Source organism: Oerskovia sp. NPDC056781 (assembly GCF_042789955.1).
GTDB classification, from domain to species: Bacteria; Actinomycetota; Actinomycetes; order Actinomycetales; family Cellulomonadaceae; genus Oerskovia; species Oerskovia rustica.
Genome location: NZ_JBHUAD010000104.1, coordinates 1 through 13,527 on the forward strand (window position 1 = coordinate 1; position 13,527 = coordinate 13,527).

Annotated in this window: 12 protein-coding genes; 9 read left to right on the top strand and 3 right to left on the bottom strand. The window is 72.4% G+C overall.

Going from position 1 to position 13,527, the window contains the following annotated elements; all coding sequences use genetic code 11:
* Positions 1-519: DUF3093 domain-containing protein (locus tag ACFRCR_RS10680; protein WP_377677401.1), on the bottom strand; the 519-nt coding region annotated here is incomplete at its 3' end.
* A gap of 122 nt (positions 520-641) precedes the next feature.
* On the opposite strand from ACFRCR_RS10680, the gene dut reads away from it, so the two are divergent.
* The 4 genes from dut (at position 642) to ACFRCR_RS10700 (ending at position 3,386) form a co-directional block, all read left to right on the top strand.
* Positions 642-1,145, top strand: a complete 504-nt coding sequence (gene dut / locus ACFRCR_RS10685) for a dUTP diphosphatase (protein WP_377677418.1) — start codon at positions 642-644, stop codon at positions 1,143-1,145.
* Between the two features lie 150 nt (positions 1,146-1,295).
* The gene (locus ACFRCR_RS10690) at positions 1,296-2,057 is read left to right on the top strand and encodes a DUF3710 domain-containing protein (RefSeq protein ID WP_377677403.1); all 762 of its coding nucleotides are present in this window, start codon (positions 1,296-1,298) and stop codon (positions 2,055-2,057) included.
* Positions 2,058-2,059: 2 nt separating this feature from the next.
* Positions 2,060-2,428: an OB-fold nucleic acid binding domain-containing protein gene (locus ACFRCR_RS10695; protein WP_138824289.1), complete on the top strand. Its 369-nt coding sequence runs from the start codon at positions 2,060-2,062 to the stop codon at positions 2,426-2,428.
* A gap of 34 nt (positions 2,429-2,462) precedes the next feature.
* Positions 2,463-3,386, top strand: coding sequence for a DUF3159 domain-containing protein (locus tag ACFRCR_RS10700; RefSeq protein WP_377677405.1), 924 nt, complete (start codon positions 2,463-2,465; stop codon positions 3,384-3,386).
* Positions 3,387-3,468: 82 nt separating this feature from the next.
* Here the strand turns inward: ACFRCR_RS10700 and ACFRCR_RS10705 are convergent, their stop codons facing one another.
* Positions 3,469-4,182, bottom strand: coding sequence for a potassium channel family protein (locus ACFRCR_RS10705; protein ID WP_377677407.1), 714 nt, complete (start codon positions 4,180-4,182; stop codon positions 3,469-3,471).
* The gene (locus ACFRCR_RS10710; RefSeq protein WP_377677420.1) at positions 4,182-4,835 is read right to left on the bottom strand and encodes a potassium channel family protein; all 654 of its coding nucleotides are present in this window, start codon (positions 4,833-4,835) and stop codon (positions 4,182-4,184) included. The genes ACFRCR_RS10705 and ACFRCR_RS10710 overlap by 1 nt, the downstream gene beginning before the upstream one ends.
* A 161-nt stretch (positions 4,836-4,996) precedes the next feature.
* Between ACFRCR_RS10710 and ACFRCR_RS10715 the strand changes: the two genes are divergently transcribed.
* The 5 genes from ACFRCR_RS10715 (at position 4,997) to ACFRCR_RS10735 (ending at position 13,394) form a co-directional block, all read left to right on the top strand.
* Complete coding sequence (locus ACFRCR_RS10715) at positions 4,997-7,009, top strand: APC family permease (RefSeq protein ID WP_377677409.1); 2,013 nt, start codon at positions 4,997-4,999, stop codon at positions 7,007-7,009.
* Positions 7,010-7,144: 135 nt separating this feature from the next.
* Positions 7,145-8,422 carry a class I SAM-dependent RNA methyltransferase gene (locus ACFRCR_RS10720; RefSeq protein ID WP_377677410.1) on the top strand — a complete coding sequence of 426 codons (1,278 nt, stop codon included), beginning with the start codon at positions 7,145-7,147 and terminating at the stop codon, positions 8,420-8,422.
* Positions 8,423-8,601: 179 nt separating this feature from the next.
* Positions 8,602-9,735, top strand: coding sequence for a glycosyltransferase (locus tag ACFRCR_RS10725; RefSeq protein WP_377677412.1), 1,134 nt, complete (start codon positions 8,602-8,604; stop codon positions 9,733-9,735).
* A gap of 64 nt (positions 9,736-9,799) precedes the next feature.
* A complete protein-coding gene (locus tag ACFRCR_RS10730; RefSeq protein WP_377677414.1) occupies positions 9,800-10,816 on the top strand; it encodes a magnesium and cobalt transport protein CorA in 1,017 nt (338 codons plus the stop codon).
* A gap of 64 nt (positions 10,817-10,880) precedes the next feature.
* Entirely contained in the window at positions 10,881-13,394 is a 2,514-nt protein-coding gene (locus ACFRCR_RS10735; protein ID WP_377677416.1) for an HAD-IC family P-type ATPase, read from the top strand.
* Positions 13,395-13,527 lie beyond the last annotated feature (133 nt).

Consider the following 13,527-nt stretch of genomic DNA (forward strand, 5'->3'; position numbering starts at 1 on the left):
GCGGGGGGTCGGCCCGGCGCCGGTCGTGGCGCCCGGAGCCCCTGGACCGCTCGCCGGGGCGCTCGCGGCCAGGGCCGCGGCGAGCTCGGCGGGGTGCCGCGTGGAGACGAGCCAGTACGGGGTCGGGTCGGCCGGGTCGACGAGCTCGACGCGTACCCCGGTCCGGGCCCAGGCCCGCAGGCAGACGTACGCCCGGGCGTCGAGCGAGGGGCCGAGCTCGCGGGTCATGGCCGCACGGTCGAGCACCGTGGTGGTCCCGAGGAGCGACGTCGGGATCGTGGCCCGGCCGGCGCGCAGCGTCCACAGGCCGTCCGTGCCGGGGGAGACCGAGACCACGGGGGAGGTCCACCACGCGAGCGCGACGAGGACCACGAGGGCCACGACCGCCGTGCTGATCGACAGCACGTCGTCGACGGGCCACAGCGCCACACCGAGGATGACGGCGAAGGCGACGGCGGCGGACCACCCGCCCGGGCCGGGGAGCAGGCGTTCGCTGTAGTCAGGGGCAGGCTGAGGCATGAGCCCATCATCCCAGGTCCGCCCGGCGTGCACGCCGCGCGTCCGGAGGGAGCGCGAGCACGGCCCGGCACCCGAGGGGGTTCGCGGGTCCGCCCGCCGCGGACTAGGCTCTGCGGGTGCCCATCGACGAACCGGCGGCTCCGACCGCTCTCGCGCCCGTGCCCGCCCGACCGGGCGACGTCGAGGTGCTGGTCCAGCTCCTCGACGACGTGACCCCCGTCCCCGCCTACGCCCACCCAGGCGACGCCGGCGCGGACCTCGTGACGACCGTGGACGTGGAGATCGCGCCGCAGGGCCGCGCGACCGTCCCGACGGGGCTCGCGATCGCGCTGCCCGACGGCTACGCCGCGTTCGTCCACCCTCGCTCGGGCCTCGCGGCCCGGCACGGCCTGACGATCGTCAACGCCCCCGGGACCGTCGACGCGGGCTACCGCGGCGAGATCAAGGTCGTCCTGCACAACACGGACCCGCAGACCCCTGTCGTGCTGCACCGTGGTGACCGCATCGCCCAGCTCGTGATCCAGAAGGTCGAGCACGCGCGCTTCCTGCAGGCCGAGCGGCTGCCCGGCTCGCACCGCGGCGAGGGCGGCTTCGGGTCGAGCGGCGGGTGGGTCGCCGCGCAGTGAGCCCCGTGACGCCGGGGTGTTCGCCCGTGGCCGAGGACGGTCACGCGGGCGGCGCAGCGGTCTAGGGTGGTAGGAGCAGGGGTCGGTTCTGCCGTCCCGAACGAGCCGTGGTCGATGGTCGACACGGCGAAGAGCTGAAGGAGAACGTCCGTGGGTTTGTTCCGGCGTAGTGCGTCGCAGAAGTCGAGCGACGAAGCGGTCGCCGCCGAGGGCTCCGGGACCGAGGAGACCGCAGCAGACGCGGTCGGCACCCCGGGGACCCAGGCGCCGGTCGTGCCCGCGGCGGGCACTCGTGGCCCGTTCGACTCCTCGCAGGTGAGCGAGCTCGGGGCCCGCGCGGACCTCGGAGCCATCTGGCTGCCGGGCGTCCCGGGCATGGAGCTGCGCATGGAGGTCGACAAGAAGACGCAGAAGATCACGGGGGCCGCCGTGGCGGTCAACGGCTCCGCGTTGCAGATCCAGGCCTTCGCGGCCCCCAAGACCATGGGCATCTGGGACGAGATCCGCGAGGAGATCGCCGAGTCCGTGCGTCAGCAGGGCGGGACGGTCGACGACATCCCCGGCACGTTCGGTCGCGAGCTGCTCGCGAAGCTCCCGGCCACGGGGCCGGACGGTCAGAAGGGCTTCCGCGCGGCCCGGTTCGTCGGTGTCGACGGCCCGCGCTGGTTCCTGCGGGGTGTCCTGACGGGCAAGGCCGCGGCGGACCCGGAGGCGGCCCGGCTGCTCGAGTCGGTCTTCGCGAACATCGTCGTGGTCCGTGACCAGAACGCGCGCCCGCCCCGCGACCTCCTCGCGATGCACCTTCCCGGCCAGGCGCAGCGTCCCGCTGCCGCCGCCCCCGAGGGCGCCGCTCCCTCGCTCCCGGCCTTCGACCCGCTCACGCGCGGGCCGGAGATCACCGAGAGGCGCTGACCATGACGCTGCGTCAGGCGCTGCACTCCGTGCTGGCCTCCCAGGAGGAGATCGCCGCGGACGAGGAGAGGCACGACTCGGCCAGCCAGGTCGGGTGCTCGGCCGTCTCCGACCTTGCGAACCGCAAGCGCGCGACCGTCTCGGGCGTCATGCGCTCGGTCATCCTGCGCCCCCGTGAGGGCGTGCCCACGGTCGAGGCCGAGCTCTACGACGGGTCGGGCTCGCTCGACCTCGTCTGGCTCGGTCGTCGCCGCATCGCCGGCGTCGAGCCGGGACGTCGCGTCCGCGTCGAGGGGCTGGTCTGTGAGATCGCGGGCCGGCGCACCATGTTCAACCCCCGCTACGAGCTGCGCCCCCGCGCAGGCGAGTGAGTCCGTGACCCTTCCTGCCGGCGAGAGAGACGACATGACGCACGAGCCCACGCGTGAGCGCGGTCCGGTGGACCCCGCCCAGGAGGTCGAGGAGGTCGCGGAGGCGATCGACGACGTCGTCCCTCCGGACGAGGGGGCCGCGCGCGGCGTGCGCGCCCTGGCGGGGGAGTCGTTCTCGCTCGCCGAGACGATCGGCGGCGTGCGGGGGCTCGTGGAGTCCATGGCTCCTGGCCTCGTGTTCGTCGTCGTGTTCATCGCGACGGGCAACACCCTGCGCCCCGCGCTCGTCGCGTCGGTCGCGGTCGCGCTCGTGGCCGTGGCCGCGCGCCTCGTGCAGCGCACGCCCGTCACGCAGGCGTTCGGCGGCTTCCTGGGCGTCGCGATCGGCGTGCTGTGGGCGTGGCGCTCCGGGGAGGCGCAGAACTACTACGCGGCGGGGCTGCTCACGAACGCGGCGTACCTGGTCGCGATGGCGGTCTCGGTGCTGGTCCGGTGGCCCGTGGTGGGCCTGGTCGTGGAGGCGCTGCGCAGCGGCTGGACGGACGGGGACAAGGTCAAGGCAGCGGTCGCGGCGAGCGACGCGCCCGACGTCGCCACGACCTCGGGTGCGCACGTCGCCCCGCAGGAGCGCGTCGAGAGCAACGTGGGCGGCGCAGGCAGCGCCGAAGACGACCAGGACGAGCCGGCTCCCGGCGCGTTCCGGGCGTGGGCCCAGCGCTGGCGCACCGACGCGGCGCTCATGCGCCGGTACGCGCTGGCGACGTGGCTGTGGGTCGGGATGTTCGCGCTGCGCCTCGCCGTCCAGGTCCCGCTGTTCATGGCCGGCGAGGACGCGGTCGCCTGGCTGGGCACGGCCCGTCTCGTCATGGGCATCCCGCTGTGGGCGCTGACGCTGTGGCTGACCTGGTTGCTGGTCCGCCGCCCTCACGCGGCCGAGTCGGTCCCCGAGAAGGGCTGAGACCGCGGCGCCCGGCGAGCTCGGGGCCCTACCGCGTCCGAAGCCCGAGGGGCCGCGGACAGGGTAGGGGCGACCGCCTTCCTCAGACGGGCAGGCCGGTCGTCTCGTCGACGATCCCCGTGTCCTCGTCGGGCGAGGGGTTGATCAGTACCCGCAGGAGCTCGGCCTCGTCGACGTCGCGGCCCGTGACGATGAGCAGCTCGTCGCCGATCTCGAGGGTGTCGTCGATGCTCGGCGCGATGGGCTGGGTCCCGCGGACGATCGCCGCGAGCACGGTGTCCTGAGGCCAGTCCACCTGGCCGACACGCGTACCGATGAGCGGGGAGTCGGGCGGCAGCGTGAGCTCGAGGATGTCCGCGCCCGACTGGTGGAACGTGAAGATCCGGACCAGGTCGCCGACCGCCACGGCCTCCTCGACCATGGAGGTCATGATGCGGGGCGTCGAGACCGCGACGTCGACGCCCCAGGACTCGTCGAACATCCACTCGTTCTTGGGGTTGTTGACGCGCGCGACGGTCCGCGGGACCCCGAACTCGGTCTTCGCGAGCAGCGAGACCACGAGGTTGACCTTGTCGTCGCCCGTGGCGGCGACGATGACGTCGCACTCGTCGACCTTGGCCTCGGCGAGGGTCGAGAGCTCGCACGCGTCCGCGAGGAGCCAGTCGGCGTCGGCTACCTGCGCGACGCGCATCGCGGCCGGCTGCTTGTCGATGATCATGACCTCGTGGTCGTGGCTGAGCAGCTCACGGGCGATCGAGCGCCCGACCGAGCCTGCTCCGACGATGACGACGTGCATCAGTTCTCCTCGATCTTGGGGGCGTGCGTGAGGAGGCGCTCGACCGTGGGCGCGTCGGCGGCGCGCATGAGCACGTGCAGCACGTCGTTCTCCTGCAGGACGGTACCGGGGGTCGCGAGGACGCCCTCACCGAACCGGCCCAGGAACGCGACCCGCGACCCGGTCGCGGACTCGATCGTCGCCACGGAGCGCCCGACCCACTCGGGATGGAAGTCGGTCTGCGCGAGCCGGACCTGCCCGGAGGGGTCGCGGTACTCGTCGGTCGCGCCGAGGGGCAACATCCTGCGCAGCACCTGGTCGGAGGTCCACCGGACGGTCGCGACCGTCGGGATGCCGAGGCGCTGGTAGATCTCGGCGCGGTGGGGGTCGTAGATCCGGGCCACGACGTTGTCGACGCCGTACGTCTCGCGGACCACGCGCGCCGCGAGGATGTTGGAGTTGTCGCCGTCGGAGACCGCGGCGAACGCGTAGGCGTCCTCGATCCCTGCCTGGATCAGGGTGTCCCGGTCGAATCCCAGGCCCGTCACCTTCTTGCCGGAGAACTCCGCGGGCAGCCGTCGGAAGGCGTCGGGGTTCTGGTCGACCACGGCGACCGAGTGGCCGCGGTTCTCGAGAGACTGGGCGAGGGTGGCGCCGACACGGCCACAGCCCATGATCACGAAGTGCACGGACGAAACGCTACCGCGCGCCCGCGCCCTGCAGGTACAGATCGTGGCCCGACGGCGGGTCCGAGGAGGACGCGGCAAACCTTCGCCGAGATTCGCCAGGGCGGTCGAGGGGTCAACGGCTCCTGGAGGGCCTAGCATGGGCCAACGTGTCGGATATCGCTGATGCCGCCAAACGCCTGTTGCTCGGACGTCCCGTCCGCAGCGACGACTTGGGGCACACCCTGCTGCCGAAGCGCATCGCGCTCCCGGTCTTCGCCTCGGACGCGCTCTCCTCGGTGGCGTACGCGCCCGACGAGATCCTCCTGACCCTCTCGATCGCGGGCCTCGCGGCCACGACGATCTCCCCGTGGGTGGGTCTCGCGGTCGTCGTGGTCCTGCTGACCGTGGTCGCGTCGTACCGCCAGAACGTGCACGCCTACCCGTCGGGCGGCGGTGACTACGAGGTCGCCACGGTCAACCTCGGCCCCACGGCCGGCGTCGGCGTGGCCTCGGCGCTCATGGTCGACTACGTCCTCACGGTGGCCGTGTCGATCTCCTCGGGGGCCCAGTACGCGGCCGCAGCCATGCCGTTCCTGCGGGGTCACGAGGCGGCGTTCGCGATCACGCTCGTGGTCCTCCTGGCGCTGGTCAACCTGAGGGGGGTCAAGGAGTCCGGGTCGTTCTTCGCGATCCCGGTGTACCTGTTCATGTTCGCGATCGGGATGACGGCCGTGGTCGGCTTCGTCCGGTACGCCACGGGGACCCTGCCCATGGCCGAGAGCGCGTCCTACCAGCTCGTCGCCGAGAGCCACTTCGACCAGGGGCTGACCGGGATCGCGGGAGCGTTCCTGGTCGCCCGGGCGTTCGCGTCGGGCTGTGCCGCGCTCACGGGCGTCGAGGCCATCAGCAACGGCGTCCCGGCCTTCAAGAAGCCGAAGTCGCGCAACGCGGCCACGACGCTCGCGCTGCTCGGCACGATCTCGGCCTTCATGATCATGGCGATCCTGTTCCTCGCGCAGAAGACCGGCGTGCACTTCGCCGAGAACCCGGCCGAGCAGCTCACGATCGACGGTCAACCCGTGCCTGCCGACTTCGTGCAGGACCCGGTCATCGGCCAGCTCGCCCAGGCGATCTTCCAGGGCTTCCCTCTCGCCTTCTACCTGGTGGCCGCCGTGACGGGCCTGATCCTCGTCTTCGCCGCGAACACGGCGTTCAACGGCTTCCCCGTGCTGGGCTCGATCCTGGCCAAGGACGGGTACCTCCCGCGCCAGCTCCACACGCGCGGCGACCGGCTCGCGTTCTCGAACGGGATCGTGACGCTCGCGGTCGCGGCGATCGCCCTGATCTGGGCCTTCGACGCCCAGGTCACGCGCCTCATCCAGCTCTACATCGTCGGCGTCTTCGTGTCCTTCACGCTCTCGCAGCTCGGCATGATCAAGCACTGGACGCGGGAGCTGCGCACGACCCCGGACCCGCGCTTCCGCACCAAGATGAAGCGGTCCCGCGTCGTCAACGCGATCGGCTTCGGCATGACGGGCACGGTCCTGGTCATCGTGCTGCTGACGAAGTTCACGCACGGTGCCTGGATCGCGATCCTCGCGATGGCCTTCGTGTTCGTGCTCATGCGCGCGATCCGCAAGCACTACGACTCGGTGAGCGAGGAGCTGACGCTCGGGGAGGACCCGGCAGCGGCCCGCGCCTTGCCGAGCCGTGTCCACGCGCTCGTCCTGGTCTCCAAGCTGCACAAGCCGACCATGCGGGCGCTGGCCTACGCCCGTGCCTCTCGCCCCTCGGTCCTGGAGGCCGTGACGGTCGGCGTGGACCCCGAGGAGGTCGCCGAGTTCACCGCGGAGTGGGAGGCGCTCGACCTCCCGGTCCCGCTGCGCGTGCTCGACTCGCCGTACCGCGAGATCACGCGCCCGATCCTGTCCTACGTGCGCTCGATCCGTCGGGAGAGCCCTCGCGACCTCGTCGTGGTCTACATCCCCGAGTACGTCGTGGGGCACTGGTGGGAGCACCTGCTGCACAACCAGAGCGCGCTGCGGCTCAAGGGCCGGCTCCTGTTCACCCCCGGCGTCGTCGTGGCCTCGGTGCCGTGGCAGCTGTCGTCGACCAAGGGGCAGACGGGGCTCGAGAAGGAGAACTTCGCGGCCCAGCAGCGGATCAACCGCCGCTACTGAGCGCCCCTGCGCCCCCCGTGCGACCCGCGCGACGCAAGGGTCGTTCGCGGGTCCGCCCGAGAACGTGTGCGGGCCCACGCCCGGGCGGCGAACGGTCCGGAGCCCGGAGCAGTTCGCGTCCGGGATACTAGGGGGGTGTCTGAAACCCTGAACCCCACGTCCAACGCCCCCGAGCCTCAACCTCTGGTCGAGCTCGAGGTCGGACCTGTCGCGCACGGCGGCCACTGCGTCGCGCGACTCGACGGGCGCGTCGTCTTCGTCCGGCACGCGCTGCCGGGCGAGCGGGTCCTGGCCCGGATCACCGACGACGGTGAGGACGCGAAGTTCTGGCGCGCCGACGCCGTCGAGATCCTCGACGCCTCCGAGGACCGCGTTCCTGCGGCCTGGTCCGCGGCCGGCCCCGGGGGAGCGGGCGGTGGCGAGCTCTCGCACGTGTCGCTGCCCGCGCAGCGCCGGTGGAAGGCCGCAGTCCTCCAGGAGCAGCTCAAGCGCCTGGCCGGCCTTGACCTTCAGGTAGAGGTTGAGGGTGTGCCTGGGGACGACGAGCGCGGTGGTCTCGGCTACCGCACCCGCATCGACCTGGTGGCCGACGACGAGGGCCGTGCGGGCATGCGCGTGTTCCGCTCGCACGACGTCGTCACGCTCGACGAGATGCCGCTCGCGACCCCGGAGGTCGCGGCCCTCGCCGAGGCCGAAGAGGTGTTCACGCGCCGCTGGCGCCCCGGGACCCGTCTCGAGCTCGTCGCACCCGCGGGCGGTGCCGACCCCATCCTCCTGGTCGACGGCGTCGTGTGGCACTCGGGGCACATCGACCGTCGGCCGCACGCCCGCCGGGCGGTCACCGAGACCGTGACGGTCGCGGGTACCGAGCACTCCTACCGTGTCGCGGCCGACGGCTTCTGGCAGGTCCACCGCGAAGCGCCCGCGCTGCTCGCGGAGGCCGTGCTGCGGGCCGCGGGCCCGCTCGACGAGGCGACCGTGGTCGACCTGTACTCGGGCGCCGGCCTCTTCACGCTGCCGCTCGCCGACGCCGTCGGCGAGACGGGGCGGGTCGTCGCGATCGAGGGCGACGAGCGGGCCGTCAAGGACGCCCGCCGCAACGCGTTCGAGAAGCCCCAGGTCGAGCTGCACCACGGCCCGGTCGAGAAGGTGCTCGCGGCCAAGGACCACGCCGCGCCGACGGCTGACGTCGTGGTCCTCGACCCGCCGCGCACCGGCGCCGGCCGCAAGGTCGTCGACGCCGTCGCCGCGCTCCAGGCCCCCCGCGTGGTCTACGTCGCGTGCGACCCCGCCGCACTGGCCCGCGACATCGCCTACTTCGCCAAGCACGGGTACGCGGTCGAGTCGGTCACCGGGTACGACCTGTTCCCCCACACCCACCACGTCGAGGCGGTCGCGGTCCTCACGCGGTGAGCCGCGGGCTGCCCGGAGGGTCCGGCAGGTAGCGTCGTGCCGGCGTCCGCGCGTGCGGCCCGGTCCGGCCCGCCCCGTCCGGCCCTGTCCGGGCGCGTTCGCCTGTCGCCCGGACCCGTCCCGGGAGACGATGGGTGGACGTGCCGGTACCCGCCGGCCCGACGAGCAGAAGAGGGCACATGCAGGTCACCGTGGTGGTCCCGACGTTCAACGAGGGACCGAACGTCCGCGAGCTCGTCCGCCGCATCGGCGACGCGGCGGACGGGCTCGACGTGGAGGTGCTGTTCGTCGACGACTCGCAGGACGACACGCCGGACGTGATCCGGCGGGTCGCGGCGTCCTCGGGGATGCCGGTGCGACTGCTGCATCGTCCGGAACCGGTCGGTGGCCTCAGCGGGGCGGTGGTCGAGGGTCTCCAGGCTGCGCGGGGCGAGTGGGTCGTGGTCATGGACGGGGACCTGCAGCACCCGCCCGAGATGGTCCCGGTCCTGCTGGAGACGGCCGCGTCGACCGGGGCCGACGTCGTGGTCGCCTCGCGGTACGTGGGCGGCGGGGACGCGGGCGGGCTCGACGGGCGATGGCGCCACCTGGTCTCGACGGCGTCCTCGCTCCTGGCGAGGTCGATGTTCCCCCTGCGGCTGCGCAACGTGACCGACCCCATGACGGGGTTCTTCGCGGTCAGGACCGGCTCGATCGACCTCGCCGCCCTGCGCCCCAGGGGTTTCAAGATCCTGCTCGAGATCCTGGCGCGCAACAAGGTCGTGGTCGTCGAGGAACCGTTCGTGTTCGGGGAGCGGTTCGCGGGGCAGTCCAAGGCGACGTTCGCGAACGGGCTGCGGTACCTGCAGCAGCTCACGGCGCTGCGCTTCGGTCGGATGTCGACGTTCGCGCTCGTCGGCGCGTTCGGTGCGGTGCTGAACCTGGCCATCATGTGGGGCCTGGAGCAGTTCGGGGTCCACTACATGCCGGCGGCGGTCGTCTCTGCCGCGGTCACGATCGTCACGAACTTCCTGCTCCTCGAGCACTTCGTGTTCCACGACCTGCGCTCGGAAGGTCGCAGCGTGTGGAAGCGTGCGGCGCAGTCCTTCACGTTCAACGGCATCGAGGCTGCGGTCCGGCTGCCCTTCCTGCACTGGCTCGTGGTCCTGACGGGCATGCCCCCGGTCCTGGCGCAGGCACTGACCCTGGTCGTCGCGTTCCTCCTGCGCTTCGTCTTCCACGCCCAGGTCGTCTACCGGCCGCGCAAGGACGCCCCGGACCGCGTCACACCGTTGACCGGAGAACCGTCGGCCACGACGCTCGACGAGGACTAGGCCGCCCGCCTGTCATGATGGTCGCCGCGCTCCGGACGGACGCGACCGACCCGAGGAGTGCAACATGGGCATCGTCGACAACGCGGTCTACGTCGACGGGCGGCGCACGGCCAACCCGTCGAGCCTCGACGAGACCTTCGAGACGCTGCGGGAGCGGCACGGGCTCGCGTGGATCGGCCTCTACCGGCCGAGCGAGGCCGAGATCCGCGCGGTCGCCGACGAGTTCTCGCTGCACCACCTCGCCGTCGACGACGCGATCGCGGCCCACCAGCGTCCCAAGCTCGAACGCTACGACGACAACCTCTTCGTGGTCCTGCGGCCGGCCCGCTACCTGGACGCCGAGGAGCGCGTCGAGTTCGGCGAGCTGCACGTCTTCGTCGGGCCCGACTACGTCGTGACGGTCCGTCACGCGGAGTCCCCGGACGTGGGCGCGGTCCGCCGTCGCCTGGAGGCGACGCCCGAGCTCCTGCGGCGCGGGCCCGAGGCCATCCTCTACGCCGTGCTCGACCAGGTGGTCGACGAGTACGCCCCGGTGGTCGCCGGGCTGCAGAACGACATCGACGAGATCGAGGACCAGCTCTTCAGCGGCGACCCCGCCGTCTCGCGACGGATCTACGAGCTCTCGCGCGAGGTCATCGCCTTCCAGCGGGCCACCCACCCGGTCGTGGGCATCCTCCAGGCGCTCGAGCGCGGCTCCGAGAAGTACGGCGTCGACATCGAGCTCCAGCGCAACCTGCGCGACGTGCTCGACCACTCGCTGCGGCTCGCGGAGCAGGCCGACTCGTTCCGGGTCCTCCTGCAGAACGCACTCATGGTCCAGGCCACGCTCGTCGCGCAGCACCAGAACGAGGAGATGCGCAGGCTCTCCGAGACGAGCCTCGCGCAGGGCGAGGAGGTCAAGAAGATCTCGTCCTGGGCGGCGATCCTGTTCGCGCCCACGCTCGTGGGCACGATCTACGGCATGAACTTCGCACGGATGCCCGAGCTGGACTGGGTGTACGGGTACCCGCTCGCGATCCTCGCGATGGTCGCGATGGGGTTCACGCTGTACGCGATCTTCAAGCGCCACAGGTGGTTGTGACGCGCCGGCGCGCGCGATCGGGCCTCGACAGGGCACGGCGCCCGGCGGCGGGCACAATCGAGGGGTGAGCAGCCTCGCCGACGACGACACGTTCGCGACCGGACCCGTGGGCCCGGCGGACGCTCCGCCGTCGGGCCGGGGGACGGGGTCCGTCGACGGGACGGCGCCTCACGACGCCGGACGCGGGCTGAGCGCCCAGGAGGTCGCCGCGCGCGTCCGGGCCGGGCAGACCAACCGGACGAACCGCTCGACCTCGCGCTCGCTGACCGCGATCCTGCGCTCCAACGTCTTCACGCTCTTCAACCTGATCCTCGCGGTCGCCGTGACCCTCGTGCTCCTCACGGGCCGGTGGCCCGACGCGGTCTTCGGGTTCGTGGTGGTCATCAACGCGGGGATCGGCATCGTCACCGAGTACCGGGCCAAGCGGACGCTCGACCGGCTCTCGATCCTCACCGCGCCCTCCGCCCGGGTGGTGCGGGACGGGGCCGAGCACCAGGTCGCGCTCGACGACGTGGTGCAGGGCGACGTGCTGCTCGTCGGGACGGGCGACCAGGTCCCGGCCGACGCGCAGGTGCTCGAGGTCACGGGGCTCGAGGTCGACGAGTCGATGCTCACGGGGGAGTCGCGCCCCGTGCACAAGGCGGTGGGTGACGAGGTGCTCTCCGGGTCGACGGTCGTCGCGGGGGCCGCCGTGTGCCGTGTGGTGCGCGTGGGCGAGGAGGGGTACGCCCAGCGCATCACCTCCGAGGCGAAGAAGTTCTCGGTCGTGCGCTCCGAGCTGCGCGAGGGCGTGAACAAGATCCTCAAGGTCGTCTCGTTCGGGATCGTGCCGATCTCGCTGCTGCTCTTCTGGAGCCAGCTCAACTACACGGGCGGCGTGCGCGCGTCGATCGCGGACGGGACGTGGCGCGACGGCGTGGTCGCTGCGGTCGCGGGCGTCGTCGGGATGATCCCCGAAGGGCTTGTCCTGCTCACCTCCCTCAACTTCGCGATCGCGGCCACGCTGCTCGCACGCCAGAAGGTGCTCGTGCAGGAGCTGCCCGCGGTCGAGATCCTCGCGCGCGTCGACGTCCTGTGCCTCGACAAGACCGGAACCCTCACCGACGGGCACGTCGCCCTGACCGCGCTGCGCCCCCTCGCCCCCGTCGAGGGCGCGCGCGAGGCGCTCGCGGCGCTCGCGGCCGACCCCGACGGCAACGCGACCTCCAGGGCGCTCGCCGACGGGCTGGCGGGCACGACGCCCGCAGCGGTGACGGGATCCGTCCCGTTCTCCTCGGCGCGCAAGTGGAGCGCGGTGCTGACGGGGGCGGGGGCGTTCGTGCTGGGCGCACCAGAGATCCTGCTCGCCGGACGGACGGACGTCGCCGCGACGACCGCGCTCGCCGCGGTCGGTGAGGCCGCCGGCACGGGCGCGCGCGTGGTCCTGCTCGCCCACGCCCCGAGCGGCCTCCCGACGGCGGAGGCGTCCCTCCCGCCCGACCTCGTCCCCGCGCTGCTCGCCGTCCTGGGGGAGCGCATCCGCCCCGACGCCGCGCAGACGCTCGAGTACTTCCGGCGCCAGGGGACCCGGGCCAAGGTCGTCTCGGGCGACAACCCCGCCACGGTCGCGGCGATCGCGACCTCGGTCGGCCTGCACGGCGAGGGGGTCCCGGTCGAGGGATTCGACGCGCGCGATCTCCCGACCGACCCCGACGAGCTCGCCGAGGTCGTCGGGGTGCACGACGTGTACGGGCGCGTGACGCCCGAGCAGAAGCGCGCGATCGTGCACGCGCTCCAGTCGCGCGGCCACGTGGTCGGCATGACGGGGGACGGCGTCAACGACGCCCTGGCGCTCAAGGACGCGGACCTCGGGATCGCGATGGGCAACGCCGCGCCCGCGACCAAGGCCGTGGCGCGCGTCGTGCTGGTCGACGGGCGGTTCGCGACGCTTCCCGGGGTCCTGGGGCAGGGGCGCCGGGTCATGGCGAACATGGAGCGCGTCGCGAGCCTGTTCCTCGCCAAGACGACGTACGCGGCGATCCTCGCGGTCTCGGTCGTGCTGCTCGTGTGGCCCTATCCTTTCCTGCCCCGGCACATGACCCTCGCGGGCTCGCTCACGATCGGCATCCCGGCGTTCTTCCTCGCGCTGCCCCCCAACGACCGCCGCTACCTCGCGGGGTTCCTGCGGCGCGTGCTGAGCTTCGCGGTCCCGGCCGGCGTGGTGATCGGGGCCGGGATCCTGACCGTGTACGGGTATCTGCGCCCGCTCGTGGGGACGGACGACGCCCGCTCGGCCGCGACGCTCGTGCTCGTCGGGGTGTCGTTGTGGATCGTGGGCATCCAGGCCCGCCCGCTCAACGGGTGGAAGGTCGCGCTGATCGTGGCGCTCGCGGCCTGCGCGGTGCTGGCGGTCGCGGTCCCGTGGGTGCGGGACTTCTTCGCGCTCCAGGTCCCGACGGCGCAGGAGGCCGTGGTCATCACCGTCGCGGTGCTCGTGGGCTGGGTCGCGATCGAGGCCGTGTACCGCGTGCTCACGCCGCGGCTCGCGGGAGGGTCTGCGCCCGTTCGCGCCCCAGCCGATATCTTGACGTCAAGATAAATGCGGTATGCTGTGTGTCGGCGACATTTCGGTGCGTCGCCCGGCCCGGCGTACGCTGGGCAAAGCCCCCAGAACCATCTTGATCGTCATCCGACGACCTGCCGTGCCGGGCGCACGGCGCGGGCCGCAGAGC

Excerpts from the sequence above, each read along its gene's own strand:
- ACFRCR_RS10710 (WP_377677420.1), bottom strand. The coding sequence starts at position 4,835 with ATGGGCTGTGGCCGTGTCGGCGCCACCCTCGCCCAGTCTCTCGAGAAC.
- ACFRCR_RS10700 (WP_377677405.1), top strand. The coding sequence starts at position 2,463 with ATGACGCACGAGCCCACGCGTGAGCGCGGTCCGGTGGACCCCGCCCAG.
- ACFRCR_RS10725 (WP_377677412.1), top strand. The coding sequence starts at position 8,602 with ATGCAGGTCACCGTGGTGGTCCCGACGTTCAACGAGGGACCGAACGTC.
- ACFRCR_RS10695 (WP_138824289.1), top strand. The coding sequence starts at position 2,060 with ATGACGCTGCGTCAGGCGCTGCACTCCGTGCTGGCCTCCCAGGAGGAG.
- ACFRCR_RS10705 (WP_377677407.1), bottom strand. The coding sequence starts at position 4,182 with ATGCACGTCGTCATCGTCGGAGCAGGCTCGGTCGGGCGCTCGATCGCC.
- ACFRCR_RS10730 (WP_377677414.1), top strand. The coding sequence starts at position 9,800 with ATGGGCATCGTCGACAACGCGGTCTACGTCGACGGGCGGCGCACGGCC.